Below are 18356 nucleotides of genomic sequence, written 5' to 3' on the forward strand. Positions count from 1 at the left end.
AATGAAGCGGTCTCGCAATGCAAAAATCGTCGCGACTCTTGGTCCGGCTAGCTCAGAAAGTGGAATGATCCAACGGCTATTCGATGCTGGCGTTGACGTATTCAGGCTGAATTTCAGCCACGGGAGCCACGAAGACCACTTGCAACGGCTTTCCGCCATCAGAAACCTCGAAAAGGAATCCGGCCGGCCGATCGGCGTCCTCCTGGATTTGCAGGGACCGAAGCTTCGGCTTGGAACATTTCAGGCCGGAGCGGTGGAGCTTTCGGTCGGCCAAAAGTTTCGGCTCGACCTGGATCCGACACCGGGCGATAGCGAACGCGCGCCTTTGCCGCACCCTGAAATTTTTGCCGCAATCGAAGCAGGCTCAGAGTTGTTGCTCGATGACGGCAAGGTGAAGCTGCGTGTAGAAGCGAAAGGTAGTGACTTCGCCGAAACCTCCGTCATCGTCGCAGGTCGGATCTCGGACAGGAAGGGTGTCAACGTTCCAGGCGCGATGCTGCCTATATCGCCGCTTACCCGCAAGGATCGTGAGGACCTTTCGTTCGGGCTCGAGAACGGGGTCGACTGGGTTGCACTCTCATTCGTGCAGCGCCCGGAAGACATTGACGAAGCCCGTGCCATCATCGGCGATCGGGCGTGGATCATGGCGAAGCTTGAGAAGCCGCTTGCGATTGACCATCTCGACGAAATCATTGAGCGTTGCGATGGGATTATGGTGGCACGGGGAGACCTTGGGGTCGAATTGCCTGCGGAACAGATCCCCGAATTGCAGCGGCGAATCGTCCGAAGCTGTCGGGAAGCCGGAAAGCCCGTCATCGTCGCAACGCAGATGCTCGAATCGATGACAAATTCGCCGGTTCCAACGCGAGCGGAAACCTCCGACGTGGCGGGCGCTATTTACATAGGTGCGGACGCTGTCATGCTTTCTGCAGAATCGGCTAGTGGAAGATTTCCGTTGGACGCGGTGTCTGTCATGAATCGGATCATTGAACGGGTGGAACGCGATCCCGAATATCGAACCGGAATCGATGCGTCACATACCAAGGCGCAGTCAACAACGGCAGACGCAATTTGTTGCGCCTTACGGCAAGTCGTTCGGATAATCGCGCCCGCAGTTACCGTGACGTACACATCGTCGGGATTCACGAGCCTTCGCGCGGCTAGAGAGCGGGTATCCACAGCGATTATAGCGATGACACCTTCGGTGTTGATCGCTCGCAGACTCGCCCTTGTTTGGGGTGTCCACGCGTTGCCGTTTAGAAACGCACACGACGTCGGCGAGATGATCGAACTCGCTTGCGAAGCGGCAGCGAGCGAAGGCTTTGCGCGTCAAGGTGATTCGGTGGTGATTGCAGCGGGATTGCCATTTGGGGAATCAGGGACGACCAATCTCCTGCAAATTGCTAAGCTCGATGCAATGGCGTGAGCGTTAAGGCAAAGCTGAACAAGCGGGTAAATCGGCGACGTGTCAGCGATTTGAACTTCGCCAAGTGATGAGGCCGAGCTTAAGCCCTTGCTTTTCGGCCCTCGCAGGCCTGTTGGGCGGGCACTTTGCCCGCCTTTCGCCCACTATGGGCGTACCGGTGCCATCAGTTTCTTGCGCGACAGGTAGACGTTCGCCAGTGCGAGCGCGACGAACGCCCGGTTGGCGTTCTTTGCCAGCCCTCGATAGCGCACCTTGGTAAATCCCCACAGGCGCTTCACAACCGCGAAGACGTGTTCGACTCGCGCCCGGATCTTCGACTTGTTGCGGTTCTTGCCGCGCTGCACCTCGTCGACTTCGCCGCCCGCACGGCGCGTGCGCTGATTGGTATAGTCGCGCGCCCTGGGCGCCTTGCTGTGGATCAGTGCCTTCTGGCTCGCATAGGCGCTGTCGCCGTAGACGCGCCGCTCCTGCCCGTGCAGCAATTGCGGCAGTGGATGCTTGTCATGCACATTGGCGGGCGTGAGCACCGCGCTGTGCGCCAGGCCGCTCTGGCTGTCCACACCGATGTGCAGCTTGGCGCCGAAATACCATTGGCGACCCTTGCGGGTCTGATGCATCTCGGGGTCGCGCGCCTTCTGCTCATTCTTCGTCGAGCTCGGCGCGCCGATGATCGTCGCGTCCACGATGGTGCCGCTTTTGAGCTTCATGCCGCTGGCCTGAAGGACCCGGCCGACTTCGGCAAACAATTGCTCGCCCAGTTTGTGCGTCTCCAGCAGGCGCCGGAATTTGAGCAGCGTCGTCGCATCGGGCACACCTTCGCAACCCAGGTCAATTCCGGCAAAGCGACGCAGGCTGGCGCTGTCGTAGAGGGCCTCTTCGCAAGCGAAGTCGGCCAGATTGAACCAGTGCTGCACGAAGTGGATCCGCAGCATGCGCTCCAGACCAATTGGCGGGCGGCCATTGCCGCGCTTCGGATAATGCGGCTCGATCACCGCGCACAACTGCGACCATGGCACGATCGCATTCATCGTGTCGAGAAACTCGTCGCGCCGCGTGCGTTTGCGGTGGGTCTCGAAACCCGCACCTTGATCGGCTGCCATCGCCAGCGTCTGCTGTTTCATCCTGTTCTGCCTTCCTCGTTTAATCCGATCTCTATAACGCTTGACGTGCCAGATTGGTGGACTTAATCAGTGTTGCCTTAAGTTGGGTAACGGGTCTATTTTAGTAGCGCACGCTTAAAAGTAATGTAGTCAGCCCGTTACCCTTGGCGGTTTCAATTAGGCATTCGCAGCGTCAACCGGTCAGCAAACTGCGGATGTCCATGTTCAACGGGACAGCAGGCATGGCCGGTGGCCGTGCGAACGCATATTACCGGATCGTAATCACCCGCCCGGGTGCTTGACGGTATCATTTGATGGTCAACGCAAGCGGAGCAACCGATGCGAATCCTGGTGATCGAGGACGAGCCAAAAACAGCGGCCTATCTGAAGAAAGGTCTGGAGGAATCCGGCTACGCGGTCGACGTCGCGAACGATGGCCCGCAAGGGCTGATCCTCGCGCAGGAAGAAGAATACGACGTGATCGTGCTCGACGTGATGCTGCCCGGCATGGACGGCTGGACCGTCGTCAGGACGTTGCGCAGCACGCGCGCCACGCCGGTGCTGTTCCTCACCGCGCGCGACGAGATCGACGACCGCGTGCGCGGCCTGGAGCTCGGCGCGGACGATTACCTCGTCAAACCTTTTGCGTTCGTCGAACTGCTGGCGCGCGTGCGGACGCTGGCGCGCCGCGGGCCGCCGCGCGAAAGCGAACTGATCAAGGTGGGCGACCTGGAGATGGATGTGTACCGCCGCCGCGTCAAGCGGGGCGGCACGCGCATCGATCTCACGCCACGTGAATTCTCGCTGCTGCAACTGCTCGCGCGCCGTCAGGGAGAAGTGCTGAGCCGCACGCAGATCGCGTCGTACGTGTGGGACATGAATTTCGACAGCGACACCAATGTGGTCGAGGTGGCGATTCGCCGGCTGCGCACCAAGATCGACGACAACTTTCCCATCAAGCTGATTCACACGGTGCGCGGCGTCGGCTATGTGCTCGAACTGAAGGACACTGCCTGATGCGCGTGCGCTCGCTTGCCGCGACGCTCGCGCTTGCCTTCGGCGCCACGACGCTGGCGGTTTTCGTGCTGGTCGGCAGCTTTCTGTATCTCGCGCTCGAAAAGCAGATCAAGGCGCAGGACAATCTCGACATCGTGCTTGCCGCGCGCCACGCACGGCGGCTTGCCGAGGAACTGGAGACGTCGAAGGGCATTCGCGAGCACAGCGACCGTTTGATCAGCATCGTGCTCGGTAACCAGGCCATGTCGATGGAAGTGTTCGATCCCGATGGCAACCGGGCAGTCGAACACAACGTCGCCGGGACTTTTGCCGTGCCCAATGTGGCGAGCGGCGCGGCGAGCGGCGCGGCGACGCTCGCCGCATTGCCGCCGCTCGCGCGCGTTGCGGCTTCGGCGCGTATCACCGAGGCCGATATCGGCGAGTGGACCGGCCGCAACGGCGCGCCGATTCGCGGCATTCTCACCGACGCGCGTCTACGCGACGGCGAAACGGCGAGCGTGCTGGTGGCGCGCAACATGAGCGACCGCTGGCTGCTGCTGGACCGTTACCGCGACAGGCTTCACCTGGCGGGCGTAGCCGGCGTGATGCTGGCGATGCTGCTCGGTTATCTGCTGATCCGCGCCGTGCTGCGGCCGTTGCGCGATATCGCGGCTAGCGCGAGCCTGGTCACGGTGAATCGCCTCAATACGCGGATCGCGGTGGCGCGTGTGCCGAGCGAACTCGAGACGCTGGTGGCGTCGCTGAACGCCATGCTCGAGCGCGTCGACCACGGGTTTCAGCGTCTGTCGCGTTTCACCGCCGACCTCGCGCACGACATGCGCACGCCGCTCAGCAACATGCGCGGCGCCGCCGAAGTGGCGCTCGCCCGGCCGCGTTCCGTCGATGAATACGAGTCGCTGCTCGCCTCGAATCTGGAAGAGTGCGACCGGCTGTCGAGAATGATCGAGAACGTGCTGTTTCTGGCGCGCGCGGAACATCCGCAGTTCGTCAGGCACATGCGTGAGTTCGATGCGGCGCGAGAGTTGAGCCATATCGCCGAGTACTTCGAAGGGATTGCCGAAGAGGCGCTCGTGCGTGTGCGTGTCAGCGGCACGGCGAGCTTGACGGCGGATCTCGAACTGTTTCGCCGCGCGGTGAGCAATCTGCTGGCCAATGCCATTCGTTATACGCCGCAAGGCGGCGAGATCGTGCTGGACGCGAGCGCATCGGCCGACGCGGTGCGCGTGACCGTGTCGAATGAAGGGCAGCCTATTGCCGCCGAACATCTCGATCGGATTTTCGACCGCTTCTATCGCATCGATCCGTCACGCAGTTCGCTGCCGTCATCGGGCTGGTCGCGAGGCTCGACGGGATCGACGGGGCTCGGGCTTGCGATCGTGCGCACGATCATGGAGTTGCACGGCGGCTCGGTGCATGCGCAGAGCGATGCACGGAGTACGCGCTTTGTGCTGAGGTTCCCGCGCGCCAGGTGAAGGCGTACAACCGGTTACACAGACCCCGCCGCGCTCTTGCTTTCGCCACCCCACGTCCCACCCAGCGCTTTCAGCAACAACACACTCGATTCCAACTGCCGCGCGGCAATCTGATCCGCGATTCGCTGGTTCGTCAGCGCAATCGTCTGCGCGGTCACCACGTCGAGGTAGCTGACCGCGCCCGCCTTGAAGCGGTTCGTCGTGAGCCGCAAGGAGAGATCCGCGGCCGTGGTGGCGCGCTGCTGACTGGCGGCTTCGTCGGCGAGGGAATGCAAGGCGGACAGGTTGTCCTCGACCTGCTGGAATGCCACCAGCACCGACTGACGATAGTCCGCGACCGCGCCGTCGTATTGCGCCGTGGCGCCCTGCAACCCGGCTTCGCGCCTGCCGCCGTCGAACAGCGTGCCGGCCAGTTGCGAACCGAGCGACCAGAACAGACTCGGCGCGCTCAGCCACGGCGCGAAAAACGTGCTTTCGAGGCCGGCGCTCGCGGACAGCACCAGATCCGGAAAAAACGCCGCGTGCGCCACGCCGATCTGTGCATTCGCGGACGCCACGCGCCGTTCGGCGGCGGCGATATCCGGGCGCCGCTCCAGCAGTTGCGACGGCAAGCCGACCGGAATCGCGGGCGGTGTGACAGCCGAGCCGTTCGGTGGCAGCGTGAAGCTCGAAGCCGGCTCGCCGGTCAGCGTGGCAATCGCGTGCTGCAGTTGTGCGCGCGTCACGTCGATGTCGGTGTCCTGCGTGCGCGTCGCTTCGAGTTGCGTCGTGGCCTGGGCGACCGCGGACGCATCGATCGCACCGTTTTTCAGTTGCTGCTGCAGCAGTTTCAACGCGGCCGCGTAGGCGCTCACGCTGTCGTCGAGCAGCTTCTTCTGCGTGTCGAGCGAGCGCAGGGAGAAATAGTCGGCGGCGAGATCCGCGCTCATCGACAGGCGCACGCCTTCGAGGTCGGCTGCGCTCGCCTGGGCGTCGGCCTGCGCGCCGTTCACGCTATCGCGCACGCGTCCGAACAGATCCGGCTCCCAGCTCGCCGACACGCCCGCCGAATAGTCCGGCACGGTCTTGCCCGCGAGCGATTTGCCTTCGACATTCTGTGAGGTCCGCGAGCGATCCTGCGCGACCCCAGCGGTAATCGTCGGGAAAAAGCCGGCGCGCTGATAGTCCACCATCGACCGCGCTTGCTGGACCTGCGCGACCGCCTTGCGCACGGTCTGGTTCGACACGTCGATACGCGCTTCGAGTTGATTCAGCACCGGATCGTTGAAGATCGTCCACCATGGGCCGCGCGGCGTGGCGTCAGCCGGTGCGGCCTGCGCCCAGCCGGGTGCGGTGCCCGCATAGTGCGCGGGAATCTCGGCGCTCGGGCGCTGATAGGAGGGCAAGGTCGAGCACGCGCTGAGCAGCGCGCCGATCATCGTGGCCACCAGCGTTCGGCGCAGCACCGGCCGTGAAAGAGACAGGGAAACCATCGGTGAATCCTTTCTGTGACAATGCGCCTAGCCAGGCATGGCCGGCGCGATCTGCACGATCTGGCCGGTGTTCAGCGAATCGCCGGGGTTGTCGATCACGCGGTCGGTGGCGGCGAGGCCTGTCGTGATTTCCACGTGCGTGCCGAAATCGCGGCCGATATGCACGGTCTTGAGCAGCGCCCGGCCGTTGCTATCGACCACGGCGACCGTCACGCCGTCCGGCCGGAACAGCAAGGCGCTGACCGGCAGGTCGAGCGCCGGCGTGGTCGATCGCAACTGCAGATGCACCTGCGTGTAAGCGCCGGGCATCAGCGCGCCATCCTTGTTATCGACGTCGATCTCGACGCGCAGCGTGCGGCTCGACGGATCGATCGAATCGGTGCTGCGCGCCACCTTCGCGGCGATACGACGGCCCGGATACTGCTGGGCGGTGAGATACACGCCGGTCGCCGGCGTGACGTAGGGCGCGTCGTTCTGCGGCACATCGACGAAGACGCGCAGCACGCCGGTCTGCTGGATGTGGAACAGCTCGCCCGACATGCCCGCGGCGCCCGGCGTGCCGCCCGCCGTGACCAGTGCGCCGACGTCGACGTTGCGCGCAGTGATCACGCCGTCGAACGGCGCGGTGATCTTCTCGTATGAGACAAGCTCGGCCAGATGCGCGACGTTCGCCTGCGTCGACGCGAGCATCGCGCGGCGCGCTTCCATGTCGCTGACCTTGGTGTCGACTTCCTGCTGCGCGACCGATTGTGTCTTCAGCATCTCCTGCCAGCGCTGCGCGGTGGTCTTCGCGTAGTCGAAATTGGCCTGCGCGGTGGCTTCGTCGGCACGGGCCTGGCGCAGTTGCGCGTCGAGATCGGGGGCTTCGATGGTCGCGAGCGTCTGACCGCTTTTCACCTGTGTACCGATGTCGGTGTTCCAGTGCGCGAGGTAGCCGCTCGTGCGCGCGTAGATCGATGCTTCCGCGAACGGCGTAACCGCGCCGGGCAGCAGCAGTTCGTGGACGGCCGGCGCGGCGCGCGGCGCGACGACCGACACGCTGAGCATGCTTTGCGCCTGCGTCTGTTGCGTCAGCGCGGCACTGGCGTGCAGACGCGGCACGACGCCGACGATCAGCAACGCCGCGGCAAGTCCGGTCAACGCAAGCGGCCAGAGGCGGCGGCGCGCGTTCATGCTGGCGGCCGCTGCCGGCGTGGCGCCGGCCTGCCGGGTTTCCCTGGCGCTATGCAAACGCGCGGTGTCGGCGGTCTCGGCGGTCCCGGCGGACGCTTTGGACCGCTCGCCAAGCTCGGGCGGAAGGGATGAATCGTTCATGGGCAAGGTCTCGTCGGAATCAATGAGTGCGGGCGGGAACGCCGGATTCTTGCGTGTCGGTGCGTGCCGCGCGGCGCTTGTCGAGCCATGCATGCACCATCCCGTAGACGACCGGGACGAACAGCAAGGTCGACACCGTGCCGAGCGCGAGGCCGCCGATCACGGCGCGTCCGAGCGGCGCGTTCTGTTCGCCGCCATCGCCGAGGCCGAGCGCCATCGGCAGCATCCCGATCAGCATGGCGAGCGCGGTCATCAGCACTGGACGGAAGCGGCTGAAACCGGCTTCGAGCGCGGCCCGCAGCGGCGGCTTGCCGCCGTGGTGAAATTCGCGCGCGGTGTTGATCACGAGAATGCTGTTGGCCGTGGCGATGCCGATGCACAGAATCGTCCCGGTGAGTGCCGGCACGCTCAGGCGAGTGCCGGTGCTGAACAGCATCCATGCGATGCCCGCGAGCGAGCCCGGCAAGCCGCTGATGATGATGAACGGGTCGAGCCACGACTGGAAATTGACGACCATCAGCAGGTAGACCAGGGCGATCGCAAACACGAGGCCACTCGCAAGACCGCTAAACGAGTCGTGCATTGCCTGCACCTGGCCGCGCATGACGATCGACGCGCCAGGCGGCAATTGCGGCCGGATCTGATCGACGAGCCGGGTCACGTCTGCTGCTACGCCGCCGAGGTCGCGTCCTTGCGCCGACGCGAAAATATCGAGCACCGGCTGCACGTTGTAGTGCGAGACGACGGCTTGCTGGGTGACGCGTGTCAGTGTGCTCAACGCGCCGAGCAGGTTTTGCGGCGCCGGACCGCCCGTGTTTGCGGCCGTGGTCATCACGCCGGACCCGGTGCCTCCGGTTTGCGCGACCGGAATATTGGCGAGTGCCTGCAACGAGTTGATGTCGTACTGCGGCATCATCGCCATCAGTGGATAGCTCACGCCGTTGTGCGGATCGAGCCAGAAATTCGGGGTGGTCTGCGAACTGCCGGACAGCGCGATCAGCAGGTTCTGCGACACGTCGCGTTGCAGCAGGCCGGCCTGAATCGCCCGCGTGCGGTCCACATTGACGTTGATCGCGGGGGCATCGCCGGGCTGCTGGATACGCGCATCGACGAGACCGCGCACGCCGCGCAGTTGCGCGAGCAGGCGGTTCGCCACGGCGCGGTTGGCGTCGAGCTTGTTGCCGACGATCTGGATATCGATCGGCGCGGGCAGCCCGAAGTTGAGAATCTGGCTGACGATGTCGGCGGGCAGAAAGGCGAACGTGACGCCGGGGAAATCCCTGGCGAGCGTCGTGCGCAGTCTCGCCACATATTGAGCGGTCGGTTTGTGCTTCGCCGCGAGGGTGATCATCACGTCGGCGTCTTCCGGGCCGATCGGGTCCGATGAGTCGTAGGTCAGATTGATCCCGCTCACCGGCACGCCGATATTGTCGAGCATCGCCGAGAGTTCCTGCTTCGGAATCATGCTGCGCACACGGGCTTCGACTTCGTCGGTGAGGCGCGCGGTGTCTTCGATACGCGTGCCGGTCGGCGCACGCAGATGCAGGCGGATCTCGCCAGTATCGACGGCGGGGAAGAAGTCGCGGCCCGCAAACGGCACCAGTGCGAGCGAGCCGATGCAAAACAGCAGGAAGATCGCGATGAACCGCCGCGGACTCGCTATCGCCGCGCCGAGCACGCCGCGATAGCGTTCGCGCAGCCGCTCGAAGCGATGTTCGAAGGCGGCCTGAAAGCGGATCAGGCGCGCAATCGGTCCATTGCCCGCCACCAGCGCGTTGCTGCGTGCGCGCATCAGGTACATCGCGAGCGTCGGCACCAGGGTGCGCGAGAAAAAGTACGACGCGATCATGGCGAACACCACCGCCTCGGCGAGCGGCACGAACAGATAGCGCGCCACGCCTGAGAGCAGAAACATCGGCACGAACACGATGCAGATCGACAGCGTCGATACGAACGTCGGCACGGCGATTTCGCCGGAACCGTTCAGGATCGCGTCGTGCAGCGGCTCGCCGTTCTCCAGATGATGCGTGATGTTTTCGATGGCGACCGTGGCGTCGTCGACGAGAATCCCGACGGCGAGCGCGAGGCCGCCAAGCGTCATGATGTTGATGGTCTGGCCAAGCGCGGACAGCGCGATCAGCGAGGTCAGCACCGCGAGCGGAATCGACACCGCGATGATCAGCGTGGCGCGCCAGCTGCCGAGAAAGAGCAGGATCATCAAGGCGGTGAGGGCGGCGGCGATCAGCGCTTCGCGCGCCACGCCCACGACGGCCGACTTCACGAACACCGATTGATCCGACAGTGCGGTGACGTGCAGCGCGCTCGGCAAGCCGGCCACGATATGCGGCAGCATCGCCTTGACCTGCTGGATGATGGTGAGCGTCGACGCGCTGCCGGACTTTTCGATGGTAAGAAGCGCGGCGCGTTTGCCGTCGCTGCGCACGATGTTGGTTTGCGGCGCGTAGCCATCGCGCACATGGGCGACGTCGCGCACATACACCACGCCGCCCGCCACTGTCTTGATGGGCAGATCGTTGAGCGCGGCTACGGTGTCCGTGCTGCCGTTCATCTGCACGTTGTATTCCTTCGTGCCGATCTTCGCGGTGCCGCCCGGCAGGATCAGGTTCTGCGCGTTGACGGCATTGACCACGTCGAGCGGCGCGAGGCCTTTGGCTTGCAATGCGCGCGGGTCGATATCGACCATGATCTGCCGGACCTTGCCGCCGAACGGCAGCGGCACCGACGCGCCTTGCACCGTCGCCAGTTGCGTGCGGATCTGGCTGTTGCCGAGGTCGTAGAGCTGCTGTTCGGAGAGCGTGTCGCTGGAGAGGCCGAGTTGCAGGATCGGCACCGTCGAGGCGTTATAGGTAATGATGTTGGGCGGCAGCGTGCCGGGCGGCAGCACGCGCAGGATCGATGCGGAGTTCGACGCTGCCTCGGCGATCGCGCGATTGATGTCCGCGCCCGGATGGAAGAAGATCTTCACCACCGAGACGCCGTTCAGCGATTGCGACTCGATATGCTCGATGTCGTCGACGTCCGAGCTCAGCGCGCGCTCGTAATTCGACGTGATGCGATTGGCCATGTCCTGGGCGGAAAAGCCGTTGTACGTCCAGACGATGCTGACCACCGGGATATCGATGTTCGGGAAGATATCGGTCGGCGTGCGCAGTATCGCAAGCGGGCCGACGATAAGGATCAGCACGGCGAGGACCACGAATGTGTACGGGCGGCGCAGGGCAAGCCTCACAATCCACATGACGAATTCCTGATAAATAGCAAATAGAGTTGCCCCACCCAAGGCTCGCGCAGTAAAACTGCTGCTTGAATTCAGGCCTAGTCTGGAGTATGTGTGGGCCGTGCTTACCGGTTCCGGTCAGCCACAATACAAGTCTGTCATCTGCCGGATAACCGGACGCGCTTCGGGAATGCAATCGACAGCCGCCGCACGCAGATAGCAAATCCGTAGTCGCGTGGTCAGAGAAAGGCCAGGTCGTGCGATCGGAATGGAAAGCATGGCTATGTCCACAATTCCAAACCTGATAGGAGAAGCACGATCAAGCTGCTTTCAAGCGTTGCAGTCGCACCCGCCGCAGTCAGCCTTACTTTTGGCTCGAGCGCTTCCGCCCAAACCGCCATTCCGGGAATGACGCGCGCCGAAGTACGCCAGCAACTGGTGCAGACACAGGCCGATGGGCTCTTGCCGGTACCGGAGAACAACTATCCGTTGCCAGCCACGAGAATTGGCCGCAACAAGGAGCTTTACGCAATCGGGTACCAGAACGACCCGGTTAGCGCGACGGCGTTCGCCTCTACGAGCCCGACGGATTGGGGCGTCACGTGTGACTGATGCAAAGGGAAGACCAACGCGCGCCCACGTATGGACTCTCGATGCGTGGGCGCGGGATGGCGCGATGAAGCGCGAACCGGTTAGAACTGGTGGCGAATGGCTACGCGCGTGATGACCTGATTTGCTGTCGTCGAAGGCGAATCTGCACCCGTGATAAACGCCGTGTTGAGCGGCGCCGCTGACGCACTGCCGCCCGCCAGGTGCTGATACATACCCTGCACGTACACGTCAGTACGCGGCGACAGGTTGTAGTCCGCCATCAGTCCAACCTGATGCCACGTCGGCTTCGAATCGCCGGCGGCGCTATTGAAGTGACCGATCGTGTAGTTATACATCGCTCCGACGAACGCATTCTTCAGGAACTGATACTTCGCGTTCAATTCAAAGTTGTCGAACTTCAGGCTGCTTGCCGTATTCGCGAAGTTGCCGACATAGACGGAGCCCGTCGCGTTATTAAGTGCCGTGTGGCTATATACGAAGCCGAGTATCGCAGAGCCGATCGTGTAGTTAATCCCGGCGCCCCACACCTGTTGGCGACTCGCGAAAAAATTCGTGTCGTCGGCTGCAAGCGACCCACCGGAGTTTCCGCCCGGGTTGTTGATCTGCATGTACGCCGCTGCGACTGAAACGTTGGCAGCGACGAATTGGGCGCCGAGACTATACGACCGGTTGTCAGCAAAGCCACCCGCCTGATTGCTAAAACCGTACAGACCGCCAAAAGAAAAGCCGCCGTAGACGTTACTGGTGTACTTCACGCTGTTGTTCAGTCGGAACGAATTGTCCGTGTTGTCGTTGTCGTACGGATGCGACAACAGATAGCCGCCCCAATTGCCGTTCGCCGTAAGCGGGGCGAGATAGTCGACGACTGAATCATACTGACGGCCCATTGTCAGGGTCCCGAGCTTCGTGTTGCTCAAACCGATGTACGCCTGCCGGCCGAACATGCGCGAACTCTGTCCAAGTGCGCCGGAGTTGACGTCGAAGCCATTTTCCAGCTGAAAGAGGGCCTTCGTGCCACCGCCCAGATCTTCGCTGCCTTTCACGCCCCATCGGCTGCCTTGTGCAAAGCCGCTTTCCATCTGCACAGCCGAACCTTGCTTGGTATTGTTCGTATAGTTCAGACCTTCGTCGATCAGGCCATACAGCGTGACGCTGCTTTGCGCCAGCGCGGCCATCGGGACGATCGTGCAACCGATCGCTGCGCCCGTAATGAGGAGTCGCTTCATGAGTGTAGATTCCTAAGGTTTGCTTGAGTACCTCGCCATGGTCTAGCTCGCGCGCCGGTGCGCGGAGCCGGGATCTGACGAAAGGTATTTGCACTTTAGGACCTACAAAATACCCGTCCACTGCAGTTCAGTATTGCTGAAATGGTGTTGTGCTGCTCCCACGGGAACGACAGTTTCGCGCTTGTCTTCAGGTGGATTCTGGCGATAACGTTCTACCACGAAATCGACAAAACTGCGGAGCGCCACCGCCATGTACGGTTGTCCGGAATAGAGCACCCACACTGTCCGCGCGTCGCCGCACAATTCGATGTTTTCGAACACTGGCTTTAATGAGCCGTCTGCCAGCTCACCTTGAATGAGCGAGCGCGAAAGCCGGGCGATGCCGAGGCCCGCCTGGACTGCGCGCTTTATGAGCAGTGGGTTTTGCATGCTCAGAATCGGCCGTACCACTACGCGCTGCGTGCCATGCTTGTCACGAAACTCCCAGTAACGACTCGGCGCGTCCGACGCGACCAGCACATCATGCGACGACAGCTCCTCGGGGGTGCGTGGCGGCCGCCGACGTGCGAAGTACACGGGGCTCCCGACAATTACGTCCCGCGTCTGTGCGAGCGGCCGGCAAACCAGCGACGAATCACGCAGGTAACGCTCGGCGCTGAAGCATACATCGAAGTCTGCCACCGTGACATCGGCCATGTTATCGAATACGGTCAGATGGAACTGCGTACGCTGCTCTTGCACCCGGTACGCCGCTAGTACTTCGGGCAGATCGGTCGAAGCATATAAAGAAGATGCCGCAATACGCAAAGATCCGGCGGGTTGGCCGGCAGCAGCTGCCATGCATTCGTCCATCGCCGCGAGCTGCCTGAGCAGTTCACCACAATGCTCCCGATACAACTGGCCGGCAGGCGTCAGCGACACCCGGCGAGTGGTCCGGTTGACAAGGCGCACGCTGAGATGTTGCTCGAGTACCGCCACGCTGCGAGTGACGACCGAATTCGAGATACCAAGCTGCTTCGCCGCCTCGGCGAAGTTCAGGCAGTCGGCAACCTTGGCGAAAATGCGAACGGAGGCTAATTGATTCATGGAATCGTTTCGCAGCGGTCGGGGGATTTTAGGCTAGCTCGCTCGCGAGCCGTTGGGTAGGAAAGAACAGATTGCCTGCGCATGAACGATGCGCCTCGCTTCACGGCGCGGCCCATTGACCTTACGCTACGTCACACGCATTTCTCCGCCGACAGACCGCGCGGTCTTCCGAAATCGCCGGCTTTGCCGATCCATGTGCGTCCGAGGCGGGCATTGCATGTTTCTTTGTATTCCTTACCCGAATCCTTCTTCACGAGGTCCATCACGTGCGTAGGCGACTTCAACGGGCGCAAGAAGAAAAGCGGAAAGGATTGCTATGTTCAATAAAGTCATCTTCGACTCCACGTTTGACATTCGCGCGCAGACGCAGACATTCCTGGCAGGCTTGTCACTGCACCGTTTCACTGGAAGATTGCGTTGGCGCCGCTGAAACAGGAGATACTTCTTCACCTTTGTGAGTGATCGCATACAGTGCCTTATTGCGTTCAATCGCAGCTTCGCTTGGCGGGTAGTCGTACTTCGGCGTAGGCACCAGACCATCCCGTTGCGCCTCGATGAGTTCCGCGCGAACGTCCGCCCGGGTCTTGCCAGTGGGCTGCGTCTGCGCCAAGGCACTCATCGCGATCGAACACGCAAGGGCGCCAATCGCTATATGTGTTGTCTTTTTCACAGTTTCCTCCGAAGTCTCTAAGAGTTTGCCAATCGGCCCGTTGATCGGATCCCATCAGGGCATGCCCGACGCAGTGCACCGATGAGCCCATTGTCGTCAATTGACGTTGCTCCCAGACTGACAGCCTGATTACGATTTTGATATCTTCTTCCGGTCTTTGGCGATATTGCGGCGTGGGATGATAGCTGCGGCCTCTGCCGCAACAAGGCGTTGAGGTAGGGGGCTGAGCAAGGTCCGCGCTTATGCACTGCAGAGGACACTGCTCAGATTCGGAAGTAACACCGAGGCTTTCAGATGTTTTTCGGTGGGAAAGACTGACGCTTTTAGATGACATTGGGTGGATCTACTGATTCGAGAGCCACGCAAATTTGGCAAAAACATTGGATACCGAAATATCCCGCCTTAACCCGGGATTTGCGTCAGTTTGCAGACGCCTTTAGGTGGAATCACTTATGGATATGTTGATAATACAACGTAAAACGCACCATATACTACACAATTCAATCCTGAACACGACATTAGTACTATAATGTCGTGTTCAGGATTGGCGTGCGGATTATTCAATCGTTAGGTCATTCACAAGCGTCTGTTCGTGACCGGACGCCTGCTGATTCAGCGCTGCAGAAAAAAACTCACGCCTCTGGCTGCGCGCTTATCACGCGCCGCGCGAGCGTCGAATAAGCGAGTGGTTCGAAACGATCGAGCCCATCCTTGACGGCAGGAATGTCGTTATTTCTGGCTTGCTGCTCCATCTGTGCACACGCATTCGCCACCGCGGTCTCCTGAATCATCGCGAAGGAGCCGCGTAGCGAATGAAGATGGGCCAGCACCGTTTTTATATCGACCCGTTCAATGGCGACATACAGCGCCTCGAGCGATTCCTTCAGTGCCTGGCTCATCGCAGCATGGATGGGCTCGGGCAATGGCCCATGCGAAATGTCGAGCCTGGCTGCGGTGTCACTTGCGGGGCGTTTGCCGGCCTCCTTGACCAGCCGCCTCACCGTCGCATCCATGGTGCCAAGCAGGACGGGTTTCAGCAGGACCTCGTCGATTCCGGCCTTCTTGCATCGCGAACGCTCTTCCGCACCCACTTGCGCAGTAATAGCGATGATCGGCACCGTCGCGCTTTGGTCGCGCAGACACCGCGCGAGCGCGTACCCGTCCATCCCTGGCATATTGATGTCGGTCATCACAAGATCATAGTGGCGCTCATTGAAGCGCCGCACTGCCGCCCCGCCACTATCGACGATATCGGCCTCGTATCCCAGCGTAGCAAGTTGCGCGGCGATCAATTCCCGATTTGCAAGCTGATCGTCGACCACAAGAATGTGAATGGCGCGTGTGTCGATCCCGGTGGACTCCCATTTGGCTTTGCTATCGTCTGGGGCGACGACCGGTGTGTCAGTACTCACCGGAATGGGTAACGTCACGACAAAGGTACTGCCGTCATTCAACTCACTCTTCACCTGGATCGTGCCATGCATCAATTCGGTCAGGCGCAGACAGAGGGCAAGTCCGAGTCCTGTTCCGCCATAGCGCCTGGCAATCGACGAATCGGCCTGGGTAAATGCATGAAATAGCGTCTCCTGCTGCTGGGGCGTCATGCCGATGCCGGTGTCGCTCACGCCAATCACGATGGGCGAATCGTCGGCCGTGTCGTCCTTGCGGTAAACCTCGAGCAGTACGTCGCCAGTAGCAGTGAATTTGATCGCATTACTGACCAGATTGACCGCGATCTGCCGGATTCTCGTTGGGTCACCCAGATAGCGCGGCGCGAGCGCATCGTCGATCACGCAGTCGAATTCGAGTCCCTTCGCATGCGCGACGGGTTCGAACATCGCACCCACTTGTCGAATGACATCACCGAGATCGAAACTGATCGACTCGAGCGTCATCTGGCCAGACTCGACCTTCGAAAAATCGAGAATGTCGTTGATGATCCCTAGCAGCGCAGTGGACGACGACGTGATGACCCCTACTCTCTCCTCCTGCGACGGTGACAACGGCGAGCGTCCGAGCAACTCGAGGTTGCCGAGAATGGCATTGAGCGGCGTACGTATTTCGTGGCTCATTATCGCGAGGAACGCAGATTTCGCCTCGTTGGCGGCGTCTGCTGCCGCACGCGCCTCGTCCAGCTTGCGCTCCGTGTTCTTCAGAGTCGTAATGTCGGAAAAACTGCAAAGCAGCACCTCTTTCCCACGATACCTGGTACGCACCATACTCACTAGCAGATCGTCCACGCGGCCGTCGGCAAGTCTGAGCGGCATCTCCAGATCGGACTGCCACGCGGGCGCGTCGGGGCTGCGGTCATAGAGACCGAGCAGGCGGGTGTGCAAGCCTGGTTCATCCGGATGCGTGTTCGCTTCGTAGGTACGCATCAGGTTGCTCTGCAACAGAATATCGCCCTGCTCGAAAGACAGCAGGGCGAATCCCGACGGTGCTGCAGCAACCATCGTGCGGTTCAGGGCTTCACTTTCGAATATTCGCTGCGAACGTTCGTAGTCGGGTTTGAACAGCTTGTGATCGAGCATCAACAGAAGCACCCACATGAAAGCCACGACCAGCAGCATCGCGGCAACGTAAACGGCGAGGCGTGCACCTATGTCACGCAAAATGGTGCGCCACGTGAATGCGTGAACGAGCGTCCAGCCGGAGTCCGTTACCTCCGCACTGGCCATGAACAATCCATTCCGGGAGCGATGGACTCCTCCGGCGGGTTGCATCCCTTGCGTACGGGAATTGAGAATCCGTTGTGTCAGCGCGGCGCCGGTACCCGGCTTGGCTGTGCTGAGGATCACATTGCCGGCGGAATCGAGCAGCAGCGATTGTTCATCGTAGCGCTTCTCCCCGGTAAGCATTTCGATCAGGGGGGCCACGTAGATCTTGCGGACAGCCACGAGGAATATCTTGCCGTCGCTAAAGGCCGGCATGACCAGCCGGATGGCGGGCTGTTCGCTAAAGGGATCGGTGGCTGGCGGAAACCATGTTGCACTCCTGTCCTCACCTAACCGCTTGACCACAGTTGGGTCGGTCAGGTCGCCGATATCCGGTGCAATGCGATCGAGAAGCTCGTGGACGTCTTGCGCGCCGCTCTGCTTGAGCAGATCGCCGGATGCCGGAGCAGGAACAATGCCGAGGAACCGCCGGTCAGGCGAATAGAAATAGCCTGACACGGCACTGGTCTGCACCTTGGCCCAAGGTCCGAGACGATAGTCAAAATCAACACCGAGCGCCAGATACGGCGCGAACTCCGATGCGTGCTGCGACGGACCCACATCGCCGAGCATCATCACCGGGTCGAAATTCCTGTGCCTCTGCAGAACGACTCGTCCATGCTGCGCGGCAAACTCGTCGATGAGGGTCGCGGGTGGAGGAGCCCGCGTGCCCCACGTCGACTCTTCATGCAGGATGGCGGCTCTCAGCGTTCTTTCCCGCTCCAGAAACTCCAGTTGCAGGCGAGTCTGCCGTAGAGCGAAATCGGTATAGCGATCGTCGATGTAGTCCGTGACCGCCGATTTCAGCACGACGCCGGTCAACAGCACCAGCACAAACGAGACAGCGACCCCTGCCCCCATGACGAGCGTCCGCTGATAGCGATTCAGTCTGCTCGGCTCATCAACGCGCGAATCGCCGGTGGGCGGATGAACCACGCGTTCATGCCCGCTGGAATCTATGCTCTTTGACGGCATGGCGGACCTGGATCAGGGACGCAAGGGATGGTTT

At 61.5% G+C, this 18356-nt stretch carries 12 protein-coding genes; 4 read left to right on the forward strand and 8 right to left on the reverse strand.

Annotated elements, in window-relative coordinates; genetic code table 11:
• Position 1: 1 nt before the first annotated feature.
• Positions 2-1426, forward strand: coding sequence for a pyruvate kinase (gene pyk / locus OKW28_RS25995; RefSeq protein WP_429450020.1), 1425 nt, complete (start codon positions 2-4; stop codon positions 1424-1426).
• 143 nt (positions 1427-1569) lie between these two features.
• Here pyk and OKW28_RS26000 read toward each other — a convergent pair whose 3' ends face one another.
• Entirely contained in the window at positions 1570-2547 is a 978-nt protein-coding gene (locus OKW28_RS26000) for an IS5 family transposase (protein WP_429449359.1), read from the reverse strand.
• A 318-nt stretch (positions 2548-2865) separates the two neighbouring features.
• Between OKW28_RS26000 and OKW28_RS26005 the strand changes: the two genes are divergently transcribed.
• Both OKW28_RS26005 and OKW28_RS26010 read left to right on the forward strand, forming a co-directional pair.
• A complete protein-coding gene (locus OKW28_RS26005) occupies positions 2866-3543 on the forward strand; it encodes a heavy metal response regulator transcription factor (RefSeq protein ID WP_429447499.1) in 678 nt (225 codons plus the stop codon).
• Positions 3543-5015, forward strand: a complete 1473-nt coding sequence (locus tag OKW28_RS26010) for a heavy metal sensor histidine kinase (RefSeq protein WP_429447500.1) — start codon at positions 3543-3545, stop codon at positions 5013-5015. The genes OKW28_RS26005 and OKW28_RS26010 overlap by 1 nt, the downstream gene beginning before the upstream one ends.
• A 14-nt stretch (positions 5016-5029) precedes the next feature.
• Here the strand turns inward: OKW28_RS26010 and OKW28_RS26015 are convergent, their stop codons facing one another.
• The 3 genes from OKW28_RS26015 to OKW28_RS26025 are packed head-to-tail and all read right to left on the reverse strand — an operon-like array spanning position 5030 to position 11060.
• A complete protein-coding gene (locus OKW28_RS26015) occupies positions 5030-6487 on the reverse strand; it encodes an efflux transporter outer membrane subunit (RefSeq protein ID WP_429447501.1) in 1458 nt (485 codons plus the stop codon).
• Positions 6488-6514: 27 nt separating this feature from the next.
• The gene (locus tag OKW28_RS26020) at positions 6515-7801 is read right to left on the reverse strand and encodes an efflux RND transporter periplasmic adaptor subunit (protein ID WP_429450022.1); all 1287 of its coding nucleotides are present in this window, start codon (positions 7799-7801) and stop codon (positions 6515-6517) included.
• Between the two features lie 19 nt (positions 7802-7820).
• Positions 7821-11060 (reverse strand): efflux RND transporter permease subunit, encoded by a 3240-nt coding sequence (locus tag OKW28_RS26025; RefSeq protein ID WP_429450024.1) that lies wholly within the window; start codon positions 11058-11060, stop codon positions 7821-7823.
• A gap of 303 nt (positions 11061-11363) precedes the next feature.
• Here OKW28_RS26025 and OKW28_RS26030 point away from each other — a divergent pair, with 303 nt between their 5' ends.
• Positions 11364-11651 (forward strand): DUF4148 domain-containing protein, encoded by a 288-nt coding sequence (locus OKW28_RS26030; RefSeq protein WP_429454459.1) that lies wholly within the window; start codon positions 11364-11366, stop codon positions 11649-11651.
• 80 nt (positions 11652-11731) lie between these two features.
• Here OKW28_RS26030 and OKW28_RS26035 read toward each other — a convergent pair whose 3' ends face one another.
• The 4 genes from OKW28_RS26035 to OKW28_RS26050 form a co-directional block, all read right to left on the reverse strand.
• Positions 11732-12877: a porin gene (locus OKW28_RS26035; protein WP_429450026.1), complete on the reverse strand. Its 1146-nt coding sequence runs from the start codon at positions 12875-12877 to the stop codon at positions 11732-11734.
• Between the two features lie 102 nt (positions 12878-12979).
• Positions 12980-13963, reverse strand: coding sequence for a LysR family transcriptional regulator (locus OKW28_RS26040; protein ID WP_429450028.1), 984 nt, complete (start codon positions 13961-13963; stop codon positions 12980-12982).
• Positions 13964-14351: 388 nt separating this feature from the next.
• The gene (locus OKW28_RS26045; protein ID WP_429450030.1) at positions 14352-14633 is read right to left on the reverse strand and encodes a DUF4148 domain-containing protein; all 282 of its coding nucleotides are present in this window, start codon (positions 14631-14633) and stop codon (positions 14352-14354) included.
• Positions 14634-15265: 632 nt separating this feature from the next.
• Complete coding sequence (locus OKW28_RS26050) at positions 15266-18322, reverse strand: ATP-binding protein (RefSeq protein ID WP_429450032.1); 3057 nt, start codon at positions 18320-18322, stop codon at positions 15266-15268.
• Positions 18323-18356 lie beyond the last annotated feature (34 nt).

It is taken from the genome of Paraburkholderia sp. 40 (assembly GCF_050434105.1).
GTDB classification, from domain to species: domain Bacteria; phylum Pseudomonadota; class Gammaproteobacteria; order Burkholderiales; family Burkholderiaceae; genus Paraburkholderia; species Paraburkholderia tuberum.

Excerpts from the sequence above, each read along its gene's own strand:
- pyk (WP_429450020.1), top strand. The coding sequence starts at position 2 with ATGAAGCGGTCTCGCAATGCAAAAATCGTCGCGACTCTTGGTCCGGCT.
- OKW28_RS26000 (WP_429449359.1), bottom strand. The coding sequence starts at position 2,547 with ATGAAACAGCAGACGCTGGCGATGGCAGCCGATCAAGGTGCGGGTTTC.
- OKW28_RS26005 (WP_429447499.1), top strand. The coding sequence starts at position 2,866 with ATGCGAATCCTGGTGATCGAGGACGAGCCAAAAACAGCGGCCTATCTG.
- OKW28_RS26010 (WP_429447500.1), top strand. The coding sequence starts at position 3,543 with ATGCGCGTGCGCTCGCTTGCCGCGACGCTCGCGCTTGCCTTCGGCGCC.
- OKW28_RS26015 (WP_429447501.1), bottom strand. The coding sequence starts at position 6,487 with ATGGTTTCCCTGTCTCTTTCACGGCCGGTGCTGCGCCGAACGCTGGTG.
- OKW28_RS26020 (WP_429450022.1), bottom strand. The coding sequence starts at position 7,801 with ATGAACGATTCATCCCTTCCGCCCGAGCTTGGCGAGCGGTCCAAAGCG.
- OKW28_RS26025 (WP_429450024.1), bottom strand. The coding sequence starts at position 11,060 with ATGTGGATTGTGAGGCTTGCCCTGCGCCGCCCGTACACATTCGTGGTC.
- OKW28_RS26035 (WP_429450026.1), bottom strand. The coding sequence starts at position 12,877 with ATGAAGCGACTCCTCATTACGGGCGCAGCGATCGGTTGCACGATCGTC.
- OKW28_RS26040 (WP_429450028.1), bottom strand. The coding sequence starts at position 13,963 with ATGAATCAATTAGCCTCCGTTCGCATTTTCGCCAAGGTTGCCGACTGC.
- OKW28_RS26050 (WP_429450032.1), bottom strand. The coding sequence starts at position 18,322 with ATGCCGTCAAAGAGCATAGATTCCAGCGGGCATGAACGCGTGGTTCAT.